This window comes from Bacterioplanoides pacificum, from assembly GCF_042648445.1.
GTDB lineage: Bacteria > Pseudomonadota > Gammaproteobacteria > Pseudomonadales > Oceanobacteraceae > Bacterioplanoides > Bacterioplanoides pacificum.
The window spans coordinates 18599-33307 of record NZ_JBHRYB010000013.1; the positions used below are offsets into that span (position 1 = coordinate 18599).

Consider the following 14709-nt stretch of genomic DNA (forward strand, 5'->3'; position numbering starts at 1 on the left):
ATCTCAGTCCTTTTGCTCGGCAATAAAACGGCGCCGCAGCTGGTTGGCGCGGCGCCGATCAGGCAACACATCCAGCAGCCGAAACAATAATCCCGGATCATCCCGGTACAGCGCTGGCTGCTGCAACAACCGCTCTGCCGCCTGCTCATATTGCTCGTTACGAATGTGTTGTTGCAGCTGCGGGTCTTGCGGACCCTGAAAGGCGCCAGCCAGCAACTGCAACCGCGCACTGGCCTGCTGCACCTGCGGTGAACGCAGCCAGTCAAACTGATCGGTTTGTAACAACTGCTGAGCCGCCTGCAGGCAGTCCGGCCGCGACTGGCGGCGAAAAACATCCAGATAATAATGAATGAGTAACGCCCGCAGCTCCCCCTGTTCCGGCGTGTCGTGCAACCATTCACGGAGACAATCGATTGCCTGCCACCAGCGCTCAGGCTGAAAAACCTGCTGACGCTGCTGCGCTAATAACCGCCACTGCTGCTCCCGGCTGTTATCAAGATACGGTGCCAGCCAACGTTGCAGCTGGTTTTCTGCCAGCACACCGCTAAGCCGCTGCCGTTCGCTTGCCGCGGACAATAAAATAATTTCCGGCAAACTGCGGATATTCAGCTCTGCCGCTAACTCACTCTGCTGCTCGAGATTCAGAGTGACCACCGCCAAAGCCGGATGTTGTTGATTCAGCTTCTCCAGCAACGGCCGCATAGCCAGACAAGCCACGCACGAAGGCGCCCAGGCATCCACCAGCAACAAAGGCTGGGCGAACCAGTGCAGGCGGTTTTGCAGTGTGAGTTCGGGTAACTGATCCAAGGCAAGGGTTTCCTGATTGGCAGTAACATCATAAGCCGGGATGCGAGTATACTGCGGCCATGAGCACAACATCCAATACTCCACATAAACCGTCCGCTAAAGAACTGGTTATTGGCCTCAGTGTATTGCTGTGGCTGACACTGACGTTATTAGGCTTATGGTGGTTTCAGCAGCAGACACTGCGGCCTTTTATTGCCCCAGAAGACGACGCCCGGTTATGGCAGGCACAAGCCACCGAGGCGTTATTCCAGACGGCATTACAACAATTACCGGCCGACAGCAGCGATGTGGTGTTATTGCATTTCTGGAACCCGGATTGCCTCTGCAACCAGGTTAGCCAGCGGCATTTTAATGGTATTTTAGAGGCGTTTAATGACGCTGAACTGAGTGTGATTGCCATCACGTCAGAACACACCAGCGCGGCGCAGATTGCCGAATTTAACCGTCTGAATGGCCAGCGTATGACATTATTGCAGATCCCTGCTGCTCAACTGCCGTTATCGGCCAGTCCGGGGCTGGCCTTATTTAATCGCGTCAACGGCGAATACCGCATGGGATATTTTGGTGCTTATGGCTTTGGCGCCCTGTGCAGTGTCGCCAATGACGATTTCTTTCCGAACATTATCCGCAATCTGCAACGCGGCCCCTACGGTCCGTTTATGAACGTTGCCGGCGACGGCTGTTTCTGCAGCTGGGAGCCATAACCGCAAGCACCGCTACAGCGCTCGTCGCAGGCGCGAGATCGCAGCGGCCAGCAAACGTTGCTGTACTTTATCCGGGCCATCCGTCTGAGCGTAAAATGCCTGGGTCAATAAACGTTCCAGTGCCTGAATCTGCGCCTGTTGTTGCGGAAAAGCCCGTGCCAGACGCTGCAGGTAGCGCGCCGGAGTTTCACCCGTTTGTGCCTCAACCCCCAGGCGCGCCGCTTTTTTCTGCAGACTCAGCCAGGCGCGCAGTTCTCGGCTGTTGGCTTTCGGGCGCTGAGACCACCACAACCACACAGCTGCCAGCAAAAAGAACACAGCAAACGCCAGCGCCAGGCCGTACAGTAAGGTTTCGTAGGAGCGTACCCCCAACCATTGATTAAATAAGGTTTGTTGCCGCTGTTTATCGTACGACAACACCCAGCGTTGCCAATAATAATTCAGGCTGTCCCACTCCAGCCGCAGCCGGTTCAGCCAGCCGATGGATTTCAGCCGGTGAGTCGAAAAAACCTGTTCTTCAAGAAACGTCCCTTCGTCGGCTACCGCCTGCTCCAGACCAAATTCAATCCGTGCCGGTGATACCGCCGCGGTCGGATCAACCCGGGTCCAGCCCTGACCGGCATACCAGACCTCCACCCAGGCATGGGCATCGTACTGGCGCACCGTCAGATATTGCTCGTCGGCATTCCATTCTCCGCCCTGATAACCCACCACAACCCGTGCCGGAATCCCGGCCGCACGGGCCAGAAAAGTTAAGGCACCGGAATAATGCGCACAAAATCCGCGCCGGGTGTCAAACAGGAAAGCATCAATATCGTTTTCCCCCAGTGCCGGTGGCTTCAGGGTGTAATAAAACGCCTGCTCACGAAAATGTTGCAACAGCGCCGCAATAAAGGCCTGTTCACTGCCACTCTGCTGCAACAGCTGCCGTGCCCATTGCTGCGCTCTGGGGTTGGTATGTTCCGGAAAACGGGTGGTTTGTCGTTGTATCAACGGCCGCAGGCCGGCTTCATCCAGCGTGACCTCAGGCCAGGACAACACATCATAACGCAGACGCTGACGGACCTTGCGGCGATGCACCAGACGATCATCCTCGGTCATTCCGGTCCGTTCATTGACCGCAGCCACACCACGCATAGCAAACAACCACTTCTGATCGGTTGGCTCCTGAATCACTTCGTAGTGCAACACACCATCAGCATCGGCTGGTGGCCGCCAGCCCTTCTGACTGTACCACTCAATCGCAGGGTTCAGGCCCGGTTGCCAGCGGCGTCCATCATAATGATCAAGAATCAGCGCGCGCCAGTACCATTGTTGCCTGGGTGGCGGCGATCCATCTTTAAAGGACACCCGAAAAGCCAGCTCATCGGACTGACTCAGACTGGCAATATCCCCCGGCGCCATCTGGTCGGATAATCCGGTTTTAGCCGCCGAAGACTGCAAACCAACACTCCACAACGGGCCGAAACGCGGAAACACCAGATACATCACCAGCATAAAGGGCAACGATGCCAGCAGCAGCCTGGCCGCAATCCGGGCGGCATCAATGCCGGCGGCATGCAGGCTGCGTTGTTGCAGGGCCACCAGAGCCGAGGTAATCAGCCACACGGCTACAATCCCCAGCACACCGGCGAGAATACCCTGCTCAAACAGAAAGCCCACGGCTAACAGGAAATAGCTGAGGAACACCAGAATATGGCCATCACGCTGGTCTTTCATTTCCAGCAGTTTCAGGGTACTGGCGGCCACCAGAAACGCCGCGGCACTTTCCAGCGAAAAGGTTTTATCAAAACTGAACACCACACCCAGAGTCGCCACCACCACCGCAGCCGTTTTAATCAGGGTGCCGGGATATGAAAGCCGTCCGCGATACACCAGCCAGCGCCAGCCAACACTGAACAGCGCCACACTCCACAGCCACAGTGGCAGATGAACCGTGTGTAACAACAAAGCACTGGCCAGTGCCAGTAACATCCAGATGATGGCAACGGCCGGCAAAGCATGTTGCCGCGCCACCGTGCCCGCCCGCCGGGATTTACGCCAGAACCGCATCAGTTAGCCTCCGACGGTAAACCGTACAGCGCCAGCTGCTGCAGACAGTGCTCTTTATGCAGTTCACTGTTATCCGGTGCGATCTCAACGCCGGGTAACCGCAGACCGTATTTCCAGCCATTCTGATGCGCCTGTAATACCCAGCCGGTTAACCGCGACAGCCGGCTCTCCTGAGCCGCCGGGGCCAGGCTGTGCCAGTCGAGCCAGCAACTGGCGGCGTTATCGCTATCAAATTCTTTGGTTACCAGGCCTTTACCCCGGGCCAGCTGCTTCCAGGCGATTTGTTTTAACGAATCGCCCGGCTGATACGGCCGCAGACCATGAAAATCCTGATCACCGCTGACTTCTGACGTGGCTCCGGGCAACTCTTCACCACCGTCACCGGCGGCAAACACAAAAGGCACCCGTTCAGGCTTAGGGTAAATCAACACCTTAAAATCCAGACTGACCCAGGTCCAGGCGGTATAAATACCGGCCGGAAAACGGGTTTCCAGTCTCAGCCTGCCTGGTTGCAGCCAACCCCGCTGATGAGTGCGGTAACTGAGGCCCACTTCGCTGCTCAGGTCACTGCTTACGTCCGCCGCCACCACCGGATTATCCGGAAAACCTAAATCCAGCGCCTGATAGCGACGTTTAGCTGCGGCCTCAAGACGCAGCGGCAGCTCGATAACCTCCCCCGCAAACACCGGATAGGCATGCCCGGCCGCCAGCGTCAGCGCCGATAAATTACGGTAAGTAAAATGCATCGCCGCTAACGCCAGACTGAACAACCAGAACGTCAGGGCAAAAATCAGACTGTTCTGATAATTGATCGCCGTCACCAGCAACAACACCAGCGCCGTCGTTAATAACAACCCCAGGCGATTAGGGATAATAAAAATGGAGCGATGCGATAATGTCAGCTGACGCGCCGGCGGGATACGCCGGTCAAGCCAACGGCGCCAGCGTTGTTTCCAGCCCCGGGAGATCAGAAAATCCATTCAGATCAGCACCGGCACGCTGTTCAGGATCTGCTGCGATACGCTGTGTGCCCCACCATCGGCGGCTTCAGCCAGACGATGGTCCACCACCGCCGGCAGCACCGCCTGCACATCTTCAGGCAACACATGCTGGCGCCCTTCAATCAGTGCCCAGGCCTTGGCGCTGCGTAATAAAGCCAGCGAGCCACGGGGCGATAAGCCGTATTGGTAACCACCATCATAACGACTGAAACGAATAATACGTTGCACATAATCGAGCAAACTTGCCGAGGCCTGAACATCGTTGACCTGCTGCTGCAGCTGTTGCAGCTGCGCTGGCGAAATCGCCGCTTGCAGGTTGTTTGCCATCGCCCGTCGATCCTTACCTTCCAGTAATTCCCGTTCCGCCTGCTCATGCGGGTACCCCAGCTGAATACGCATCAGAAACCGGTCCAGCTGAGATTCCGGCAACGGAAATGTGCCCGACTGTGATACCGGGTTTTGTGTGGCAATGACAAAAAACGGCTGTGGCAGCGGCCGGGTTTCACCCTCGACAGTCACCTGACCTTCTTCCATCGCTTCCAGCAGTGCACTTTGTGCTTTAGGCGTCGCGCGGTTAATTTCGTCAGCCAGCAATAATTGAGAAAATACCGGCCCCGGATGGAAGCGAAAACGGCCTAATTCAGTACCTGGCTCTTTTTCAAAAATACTGACACCTAATATGTCAGCCGGTAATAAATCACTGGTGAACTGGATGCGGTTGTATTGCAGCCCTAACACACTGGCCAGCGCATGGGATAACGTGGTTTTACCCATGCCGGGTAAATCTTCAATCAGCAGATGTCCTTTCGCCAGCAGGCAGGCAAGCGCCATTTTCAGCTGAGTTTCTTTACCCAGCACTACCTGGTTAAGCTGGCTGAGAGCCTGTTGAATCGGGTCTGACATGATGCATCCTGTTATAAGAAAGACGGCGCTAAAAGACAGACAAGAATAAGTGACCCGAATTCACTTTAAAAGTCAGAGAGTGTCAACCTGGTCCACATTCTACGCAAACAACCCGCCGGAAATAAAAAACCCCACAGGCGATACACCTGCGGGGTTTTGTCATGCCAGCGCCAGCAAGCAGGCTTACAGAGCGTCCAGCCCCAGGGCCAGGTCACGCTGAATGTCGGCAATATTTTCCAGACCAACAGCCACCCGCAATAACCCCTGAGAAATACCGGCACGGTCACGTTCTTCATCGGTTAAACGCCCGTGTGTGGTACTGCCCGGGTGGGTAATGGTGGTTTTAGCATCACCCAGGTTGGCGGTAATTGAAATCATCCGGGTGGCATCCACGACCTGCCAGGCGGCTTCACGCCCACCGGCCACTTCAAACGACAACACACCACCAAACATGGATTGTTGTTGTTGCGCCAGCTGATACTGGGGATGCGATGGCAAACCACAATAATTCACTTTGACTACTTTCGGCTGCTGTTCTAACCATTGCGCCAGCGCCAGCGCGTTGTCAGTATGCGCTTTCATACGCAGCGCCAGCGTTTCCAGCCCCTTGGTAAATACCCAGGCATTAAACGGACTCATCGTCGGGCCGGCGGAACGTAACACGCCAATCACAGGTTCGATTAATTCCTCCGAACCAACCACCGCACCACCGACACAACGCCCCTGGCCATCGATATATTTAGTGGCAGAGTGCACCACCAGATCAGCCCCGAGACTTAAAGGACGCTGAATCGCCGGGGTACAGAAACAGTTGTCGACCACCAGTAATACATCGTTTGCTTTGGCCAGCGCGGCAATCGCCGGAATGTCGGCCACTTCAATCACCGGGTTTGACGGCGACTCAAGAAAGAACAAACGGGTGTTATCCTGTAACGCAGACTGCCAGGCAGTCAGATCGAGCAGGTCGACATAACTGACTTCAACACCAAATTTTTTCAGAAATTTTTCGAACAAGACATTGGTGCTGCCAAATACGCTGCGTGACGACACTAGGTGGTCACCGGCTTTTAAATGTCCCATACAGACGGCATAAATCGCTGCCATACCAGACGCCGTTGCCGCACAGGCCTGGCCGCCTTCCAGTGCTGCCAGACGTTGTTCAAAGGTTCGCACCGTCGGGTTGGTGTAGCGTGAATACACATTCCCTTCCGCTTCGCCGGAGAAACGGGCCGCCGCTTCCGCTGCGGAATTAAACACATAACTGCTGGTCGGGAAAATGGCCTCGCTGTGTTCACACTCTGGTGTACGCATCTGCCCGGCACGCACCGCCAGGGTTTCAAATTCTACGCCGCTCAGATCCGACTGGTAACGAGCATTAAATTCTGAAAAATCTGCCATAACATTGTTTGCTCACCCAGCCAGTGGCCGGGCGATCACCTTAAGATTGAGAGTCGTTATGTAAATCGATAGCAACGTTTTCAACGGTGTTACGTTTACTTTTGGATGCATCGTTACGCAGTTCCTGCAACCGCGCAAAATACGCTTCATCGATATCGCCGGTAATATATTCGCCATTAAATACCGAACAATCGAATTGTTTGGCATCGGTGTTACTGCCTTCGAGACAGGCTTCCACCAGATCTTCCAGTTCCTGGTAGATCAGCCAGTCAGCACCGATTTCAGCGGCGATTTCTTCAGTAGAACGATCGTGGGCAATAAATTCTTCTTTGGCCGGCATATCGATACCATAAACATTCGGATATCGTACCGCCGGTGCTGCCGAAGCAAAATACACCTTCGCAGCCCCTGCTTCGCGTGCCATCTCAATGATTTGCTCACAGGTGGTACCGCGGACAATCGAATCATCCACCAACAATACGTTTTTACCACGGAATTCCAGCTCCAGCGCATTCAGTTTTTGTTTCACTGATTTTTTACGCTGCTGCTGCCCCGGCATAATAAAAGTACGGCCGATATAGCGGTTTTTCATAAATCCTTCACGGAACTTCACACCCAGACGGTTGGCCAGTTCCAGCGCCGAAGAACGACTGGTATCCGGAATCGGAATCACCACATCGATATCGTGTTCAGGGCGCTCACGCATGATTTTTTCAGCCAGTTTTTTACCCATATGCAAACGTGCTTTATACACCGACATGCCATCAATGATGGAATCCGGACGGGCAAAATAAACGTGTTCAAAAATACAGGGAGCCAGCTGAGTATTTGCGGCACACTGACGAGTAAATAACTCGCCCTGTTCGGTGATAATAATGGCTTCACCCGGTGCGATATCGCGTTCAATTTTAAAACCGGCCGCATCCAGTGCCACGGATTCCGAAGCCACCATATATTCAGTGCCGTTTTCGGTTTCCCGCGAGCCATAAATCGCCGGCCGAATACCGTTCGGATCGCGGAACGCGATAATGCCATAACCACAAATCATAGAAACCACAGCATAACCACCACGAACACGATTATGCACACGCTTTACCGCGTCAAAAATCATATCCGGATTAGGTTTGAGCTGATTTTTATTTTCGCGCTGCAGTTCGTGCGCAAACACATTCAGCAGGACTTCTGAGTCGGATGTGGTATTCACATGGCGCAGGTCAGCGCGGTAAATATCTTCCGCCAGCTGTTCAGAATTGGTCAGGTTACCGTTATGCGCCAGTGTAATACCGTACGGCGAATTAACATAAAACGGCTGCGCTTCAGCAGAACTGGACGAACCGGCCGTCGGGTAACGCACATGACCAATGCCCATACTGCCAATCAGGCGCTGCATATGACGGGTACGAAACACATCACTGGCCAGGCCATTGTCTTTACGCAGATAAAATTTGCCACCATAACTGGTAACAATGCCGGCTGCGTCCTGACCCCGGTGCTGCAAAACTGTCAGAGCATCATAGATGACCTGGTTGACATGGGTTTTAGCAACGATACCCACTATTCCGCACATGCGCGTATAACCTCAAACAGACTTTATTGATTTAAAACAGACAACGACATCACCTGATCAGTCGCGCCAGGCAATGTTTTCCTCGCCCAGTCGGCAACCGATTCCAGATGAGGAATAATGACTGAATCCTGCCACCAGACATCCTGGGGCACCATGGTGAATTGCAACCCATACACGGCTGCCACCAGAATAATAAGACCACGAACAAAACCGAATACCATACCGAATACCCGGTCCGTACCGCCCAGCCCGGTCAGGCGAACGATTTCTACTAATAAATGATTGATCATGGCACCGATAACCAGAGTGCCGGCAAACAGGATGGCAAAGGCAACGATCCAGCGTAATGAGTTGGTGTCGATACTGCCTTCCAGTAAGGTAGCCAGATTACCGCTGAATAAGCGCGCCACCAGAAATGCCACAACCCAGCTGGCCAGCGACAAGGCTTCTTTTACAAAACCACGTTTCAGACTGATTAAGCTGGAAATGGCCAGAACAGCCAGAATCACCCAATCGATTACTGCCATGCGAGCGGTGCCTCAGACACTGTGCGAAAGCGCGCAGTATATCAAACGCGCCGGGGACGACGGAACCAGAAATACCACGCCGAAGGTGAGAAAAAGCCACAAAAAAAACGGTCGGGCTCTTGCATTCAGACAATTCACCGCCGACCAATCGGTCAGGATTCTGCTTTAAAGCGTTTAATATGCAGATCGCTCTGCTGCAATTCTTTTTTCAGCTGTTGTTGCAGAGCTTCGATTTTGCTGCGCTGCAGTTCCGGCCCGACATATACCCGGGTTAAGCCATCGGTATTCATTTCCTGAACATAGGCTTTATAACCTTTCTGCCGCAACGAATCGCGTAACGCATGGGCATTCTTGCGTTGTTTGAACGCTCCTAACTGCACCGTCCAGGCATAGGCTTTTTGCTGATCATCAATGGCCGCCCGGTCTCCGCGCGAACCCAGCGCAGCCGGATCATCAGTTTCCACCGTTCGTACCGACGGCAACTCAACGTCAGCCCGGGTCTTCCCCGATGCCAGGTCTTCCAGATCAATACGCACCCGGCGCTCATTTTCAATGGGCTGCCAGGCGCCTAATTCAGGCTGCGCCGGCATATCAGATGTCAGCCGGATCTGACTGCGGGAACCATCCAGGACAATAGGCATGGCAATGGCCAGCGCAACCACAGTCACAAAAGCGCCCAATATGCGTTTTTTCAGATGTTGTTCCATACCGCCCCTGTATTAACCGCGAGGTTGCCCATGATTCAGTGCCAAATGATTCAGCGCCGCTTCCACCGTATAAAACGAACCGCCAATCAGCCAGTGTTGCCCGGCCAGATCCGGCTGTTGCAACAGATCATCCAGCGCCGCCGCTACAGTATCAAATTTCTCAACCGGCTGACAGAAGCCGCCCTGCTGCAGGCGCTGTTGCAGCTGTCCGGCACTCAGACCACGCCAGCAATCGAGCCCGGCCAGGCGGTAGTGCGCCATATCCGGTAAGGCAGCAACCAGCTCAGCAACCGGTTTGTCTTCCAACATAGCGATAATTGCTCCGTTAACACCGCTCAGCCGCTGGCCAATATAAGCCGCCGCCTGCTGGTTATGAGCCACATCCAGCGTCAGCTGTAATACCCCACCGCTGACCGGCACTTCCAGCTGCTGCAACCGGCCAGGCACCGCCGTATTCGCCACGACCTCAGCCACCACAGCCCGATTGGGTAAACGCCCCAGCAAGGCCAGCGCCTGAATGGCTGTTGCGACATTATGATAAGGAATTTTTGCTGCCGGCAGGTGCCACTCAGCCTGCCCCTGATCGGTCATAAAGCTGAGCAACAAACCATCGCCCTGCTCAACGATATCGAAATGCTGGCCGCGGCCACACCATTGCCCACCCAGCGCTTCGGTTTGCTGTTTCGCGGTATGCGGTGGGTTTTCCTGACCACACACCAGGTATTTCCCGGAGCGGGCCACACCACACTTCTCAAACGCAATCTGGTCAACGGTATCTCCCAACCAGGCCTGATGATCAAGCCCGATGGAGGTCACCAGAGAAATATCCGCAGCGACGATATTCACCGCATCCAGCCGTCCACCCAGGCCGATCTCCAGCACACAAGCATCCAGCGCCTGATGCTGAAAATAACTCAGCGCCGCCAGCGTACCAAACTCGAAGTAAGTCAGCCCGACATCGCCACGTACGGCCTCCACCTGCTCGAATGAGTGCAGCAATTCAGCATCACTGATTTGTTCACCATTAATCTGCACCCGCTCGTTATAACGCTGAATGTGCGGCGAGCTGTAGACCCCGACCGTCATTCCCTGCGCCCGCAACAGATTGGCCAGCAACGCGGAGCTGGTCCCCTTGCCATTGGTACCGGCCACCAGAATCACCAAAGGCGCAGGTTTCAGGCAATTTAGCCGCTCAGCAACTCCCCGGATACGCTCCAGGCCAAGTTCAATTTCGCTGGGGTGTAATGACTCCAGGTATTCGAGCCAGTCGGATACAGTTCGTTTCATCGTTTTACTTCAGGCCTTCAGGCAGATAATAAAAAACAGGCAAAAAATGCACGCCGATACTTCAGCAGCGGCATTTCAGCCTGTTTCAACAGAGTGATTGTAACGCAGCTCTGATGCTGGCGACTATTGGTCCATCGCCGCCCGCATGTCACGCATTAAGGCCGTTACTTCGGCCTGGGCCTGCTGTGGGTTATCGGCGTTAGCAGCGATACGATTCACAATCGCACTGCCGACGATCACGCCATCAGCAACACTGGCCACCTGAGCGGCGGTTTCACCATTGGTAATACCAAAACCAACCCCCACCGGCACCGAGACGTGTTTGCGGATACGCTCCAGATTGCGGGCCACATCGTCCACATCCAGCGCTTTGGATCCGGTCACGCCTTTCAGTGATACGTAATACACGTAGCCGCTGCCAGACTGACCAATTTTTTCGATGCGCTCATCGCTGGTGGTGGGTGCAATCAGATAGACCATATCCAGCTGCCGGGCCTTAAAGATACCTTCCACTTCGGTCGCCTCTTCCGGTGGCAGATCCACCAGCAATACACCATCGACACCTGCTGCAACAGCACGATCAACAAAGGTCTGATAACCCATGGCTTCCACCGGGTTGAGATACCCCATTAACACCACTGCTGTGTCAGCATTGGTTTCACGAAATTCGGTAACCATGGCTAACACGTCGGTCAGTGAGGTGTTATGCGCCAGCGCGCGTTCACACGCCAGCTGAATGGTCGGGCCATCGGCCATCGGGTCGGAGAACGGCACCCCCAACTCAATGATGTCACAGCCGGCGTCCACCAGTGCGTGCATCATAGGTACAGTGGCTTCTTTATTTGGATCACCGGCGGTAATGTAAGGGATTAACGCCTGGCGATTTTGCTCCTTCAGAGCGTTCAGAACAGTCGAAATACGGCTCATGTTTTATTCCTTAAGCTGTGATGCCGTCAAGCGACGCAATCGTATGAATGTCTTTATCGCCACGACCAGACAGGTTCACAACAATCACCTGATCTTTGTCCATCGTAGCCGCCAGCTTCATGGCGTACGCCACTGCATGTGAAGATTCCAGAGCCGGCATAATACCTTCCAGCTGAGTCAGCTTATAAAAACCGTCCAGCGCTTCGGCGTCTGTTGCCGCGACATAATTGGCGCGTTTCACATCTTTTAACCAGGAATGTTCCGGGCCAACACCCGGGTAATCCAGGCCTGCAGAGATAGAGTGCGTGCCCATAATCTGGCCGTTATCATCTTCCATCAGATAGGTGCGGTTACCGTGCAATACGCCCGGACGACCTTTGCATAAAGGCGCGGCATGGTCGTCGCCATCCAGACCCAGCCCCCCCGCTTCAACGCCATACATGGCAACATCTTCGTAACCCAGGTACGGGTGGAACAGACCAATGGCATTAGAACCACCACCGACACAGGCAACCAGTGCATCCGGCTGACGCCCTAACTGTTCATCACACTGACGAATACATTCCCGGCCAATCACACTCTGAAAATCACGCACCAGCATCGGATACGGGTGTGGGCCGGCGGCGGTGCCGATCACATAGAAGGTATCATCAACGTGAGTCACCCAATGACGCATGGCTTCATTCATGGCGTCTTTTAACGTTTTAGTACCGGATTCAACCGCCTCGACTTCAGCGCCGAGCAACTTCATGCGATACACATTCAGCTTCTGACGCTCAACATCGGTAGAACCCATAAAAACCTTACATTCCAGGCCAAAGCGCGCGGCCACCGTTGCTGAAGCAACACCGTGCTGACCGGCACCGGTTTCAGCGATGATTTTTTTCTTGCCCATAAACTTAGCCAGCAATGCCTGACCAATGGTGTTGTTAACCTTGTGCGCACCGGTATGGTTAAGATCTTCACGCTTCAGGTAAATTTTTGCACCACCACACTCCTGAGTCAGACGCTCGGCAAAGTACAGTGGTGATGGGCGGCCGACATAATGAGCCAGGTCGGAATCAAAGGCTGCCTGGAACTCAGGGTCGTTGCGCAGCTGTTCGTAAGTACTCTGCAATTCATCCAAAGCACTGGTCAGGGTTTCGGACACAAACCGGCCACCATGAATACCAAAATGGCCACGCTCATCCGGCAGTGTTAAATCAATTGTTGTGTTGTCTGGTGCTGATTGTTCTGGTGTTTGCATCGACACGATACACCTCATCTAAAAATGCATTGATTTTGCCGTGGTCTTTGATGCCTTTCTGTGCCACACCGTCGAGTTCAGCTTCCACGCCGCCGCTGACATCAACGGCGAACGGCTTAACCCGCTCAATAGCGTAAGCAACATTATCCGGCTTCAGACCACCGGCAAGAATAATCGGTTTTAAATCGTCAGATTCAGGAACCAGCGACCAGTCAAAGGTTTCGCCGGTTCCTCCGGGAACACCGGGTTTATAGCTGTCTAGCAGTATTGCCAGGGCGCCTGGGAAGCGCACGCAAGACGCCACCACATCCGACGCTTGCCGGACACGAATAGCTTTGATGTAGGGACGGTTGAATTGAGCACAAAAAGCCTCGTCTTCATCACCATGAAATTGCAGTAAGTCGATTCTAACGACATCCAGAACGGATTGCACCTGTTCTGCGGTCGGATTCACAAACAAGGCAGTGAGCGTCACAAATGCCGGTACATCAGCCACCACGTCAGCCGCCTGAAGCGGACTAACCGCCCGAGGGCTGGGGGGATAAAATACCAGACCGAGAGCATCAGCACCGGCGGCAACCGCCGCCGCGGCATCTTCCGGCCGGGTCAGGCCACAAATTTTGGTACGGGTTCGAAAGGACATAACAGCAGAAACCAGAAAAACTGAGAGCAGAAAAGGCCCCAATCATATCAGACCCCTGCATAGCTATTCAGCCGGATTGTTACTGCTGATTAACAAACGGCCGCTGAAAACCACTGACCTCCAGCAACGGCTGCAACAATAATGGCCCATAAGGGTCGCACGGCACCTCAAATTGCGGCGGATAATCGACGCCAACAAAATACAAACCCTGCCCGGGTGCTGTCACCCCGGCCTGATTACGGTCCTGACTGGACAACACCTGCTGCATCCATTCGACCGGTTGATGGCCTTCACCGATAGGCAATAACACACCAACAATATTGCGCACCATATGGTAGAGAAAAGCACTCGCTTCCAGCTCCAGCATAATCAGCTCACCCCAACGTTGCACAGCAATGCGATGCATGGTTTTAACCGGTGATTTGGCCTGACAGTCTTTCGCACGAAAGGCACTGAAATCGTGCTCCCCGAGCAAATACTGAGCGGCCTGATGCATTTTTTCGGCATCCAGTGGATAGCGCCACCAGGTCAGCTGATCGTGTTGCAGGGCCGATTTGGCCGGCGAATTATTAATCAGATAACGATAACGCCGCGCCCGGGCCTTATAACGCGCATGAAACTCCGGGCTGACTTCGTCCACCCACTGCAATGCAACGCCATCCGGCAGATTGGTATTCACTCCCATCAGCCAGCTGTAATTACTGCGTGCAGCGTCGGAATCAAAATGAATCACCTGGCGGGTTGCGTGCACACCGGTATCGGTGCGGCCAGCACAGAAGATATCAACTTTATGATTAGCTACTTTCGAAATGGCCGCTTCGAGAGCGGCCTGAACGGTAGGATTATTATGGTGCAGTTGTTTTTGCCAGCCGTGGAAATAAGTACCGTTGTACTCAACCACGGCGGCAAAGCGCCGTGTTACTTTCATTAAACGCTCTTG

The 14709-nt window shown here is 54.1% G+C and carries 14 protein-coding genes; 1 reads left to right on the plus strand and 13 read right to left on the minus strand.

Translation table 11 applies throughout. The annotated features are described in order from the left end of the window. Positions 1–3 precede the first annotated feature (3 nt). Positions 4–807: a thioredoxin family protein gene (locus ACFOMG_RS11360; RefSeq protein ID WP_376866726.1), complete on the minus strand. Its 804-nt coding sequence runs from the start codon at positions 805–807 to the stop codon at positions 4–6. Positions 808–866: 59 nt separating this feature from the next. Here ACFOMG_RS11360 and ACFOMG_RS11365 point away from each other — a divergent pair, with 59 nt between their 5' ends. Further along, positions 867–1511 (plus strand): DUF6436 domain-containing protein, encoded by a 645-nt coding sequence (locus ACFOMG_RS11365; RefSeq protein WP_376866727.1) that lies wholly within the window; start codon positions 867–869, stop codon positions 1509–1511. Between the two features lie 12 nt (positions 1512–1523). Here the strand turns inward: ACFOMG_RS11365 and ACFOMG_RS11370 are convergent, their stop codons facing one another. From ACFOMG_RS11370 to truA, 12 genes are all read right to left on the minus strand, one after another. Then, positions 1524–3563, minus strand: a complete 2040-nt coding sequence (locus tag ACFOMG_RS11370; RefSeq protein ID WP_376866729.1) for a transglutaminase TgpA family protein — start codon at positions 3561–3563, stop codon at positions 1524–1526. Beyond that, positions 3563–4543, minus strand: coding sequence for a DUF58 domain-containing protein (locus ACFOMG_RS11375; RefSeq protein WP_376866730.1), 981 nt, complete (start codon positions 4541–4543; stop codon positions 3563–3565). The genes ACFOMG_RS11370 and ACFOMG_RS11375 overlap by 1 nt, the downstream gene beginning before the upstream one ends. Then, positions 4544–5467 (minus strand): AAA family ATPase, encoded by a 924-nt coding sequence (locus ACFOMG_RS11380; protein ID WP_376866733.1) that lies wholly within the window; start codon positions 5465–5467, stop codon positions 4544–4546. It lies immediately after the preceding gene. 183 nt (positions 5468–5650) lie between these two features. Then, positions 5651–6865: an O-succinylhomoserine sulfhydrylase gene (locus ACFOMG_RS11385; RefSeq protein WP_376866734.1), complete on the minus strand. Its 1215-nt coding sequence runs from the start codon at positions 6863–6865 to the stop codon at positions 5651–5653. Between the two features lie 40 nt (positions 6866–6905). Continuing rightward, positions 6906–8432: an amidophosphoribosyltransferase gene (gene purF / locus ACFOMG_RS11390; RefSeq protein WP_376866736.1), complete on the minus strand. Its 1527-nt coding sequence runs from the start codon at positions 8430–8432 to the stop codon at positions 6906–6908. Between the two features lie 23 nt (positions 8433–8455). Beyond that, positions 8456–8959 carry a CvpA family protein gene (locus tag ACFOMG_RS11395; protein WP_376866737.1) on the minus strand — a complete coding sequence of 168 codons (504 nt, stop codon included), beginning with the start codon at positions 8957–8959 and terminating at the stop codon, positions 8456–8458. Positions 8960–9111: 152 nt separating this feature from the next. Continuing rightward, on the minus strand, positions 9112–9666 hold the full coding sequence (locus ACFOMG_RS11400) for an SPOR domain-containing protein (RefSeq protein ID WP_376866738.1): 555 nt from the start codon (positions 9664–9666) through the stop codon (positions 9112–9114). 12 nt (positions 9667–9678) lie between these two features. Then, positions 9679–10953, minus strand: a complete 1275-nt coding sequence (locus ACFOMG_RS11405) for a bifunctional folylpolyglutamate synthase/dihydrofolate synthase (protein ID WP_376866739.1) — start codon at positions 10951–10953, stop codon at positions 9679–9681. A gap of 123 nt (positions 10954–11076) precedes the next feature. After that, the gene (trpA, locus tag ACFOMG_RS11410; RefSeq protein ID WP_376866740.1) at positions 11077–11880 is read right to left on the minus strand and encodes a tryptophan synthase subunit alpha; all 804 of its coding nucleotides are present in this window, start codon (positions 11878–11880) and stop codon (positions 11077–11079) included. A 10-nt stretch (positions 11881–11890) separates the two neighbouring features. Beyond that, complete coding sequence (gene trpB / locus ACFOMG_RS11415; protein ID WP_376866741.1) at positions 11891–13126, minus strand: tryptophan synthase subunit beta; 1236 nt, start codon at positions 13124–13126, stop codon at positions 11891–11893. Further along, positions 13083–13769, minus strand: a complete 687-nt coding sequence (locus ACFOMG_RS11420) for a phosphoribosylanthranilate isomerase (RefSeq protein ID WP_376866742.1) — start codon at positions 13767–13769, stop codon at positions 13083–13085. Before ACFOMG_RS11420 ends, trpB begins: the two co-directional genes overlap by 44 nt. 79 nt (positions 13770–13848) lie before the next feature. Continuing rightward, positions 13849–14697 (minus strand): tRNA pseudouridine(38-40) synthase TruA, encoded by an 849-nt coding sequence (gene truA / locus ACFOMG_RS11425; RefSeq protein WP_376866744.1) that lies wholly within the window; start codon positions 14695–14697, stop codon positions 13849–13851. Between the last annotated feature and the right edge of the window lie 12 nt (positions 14698–14709).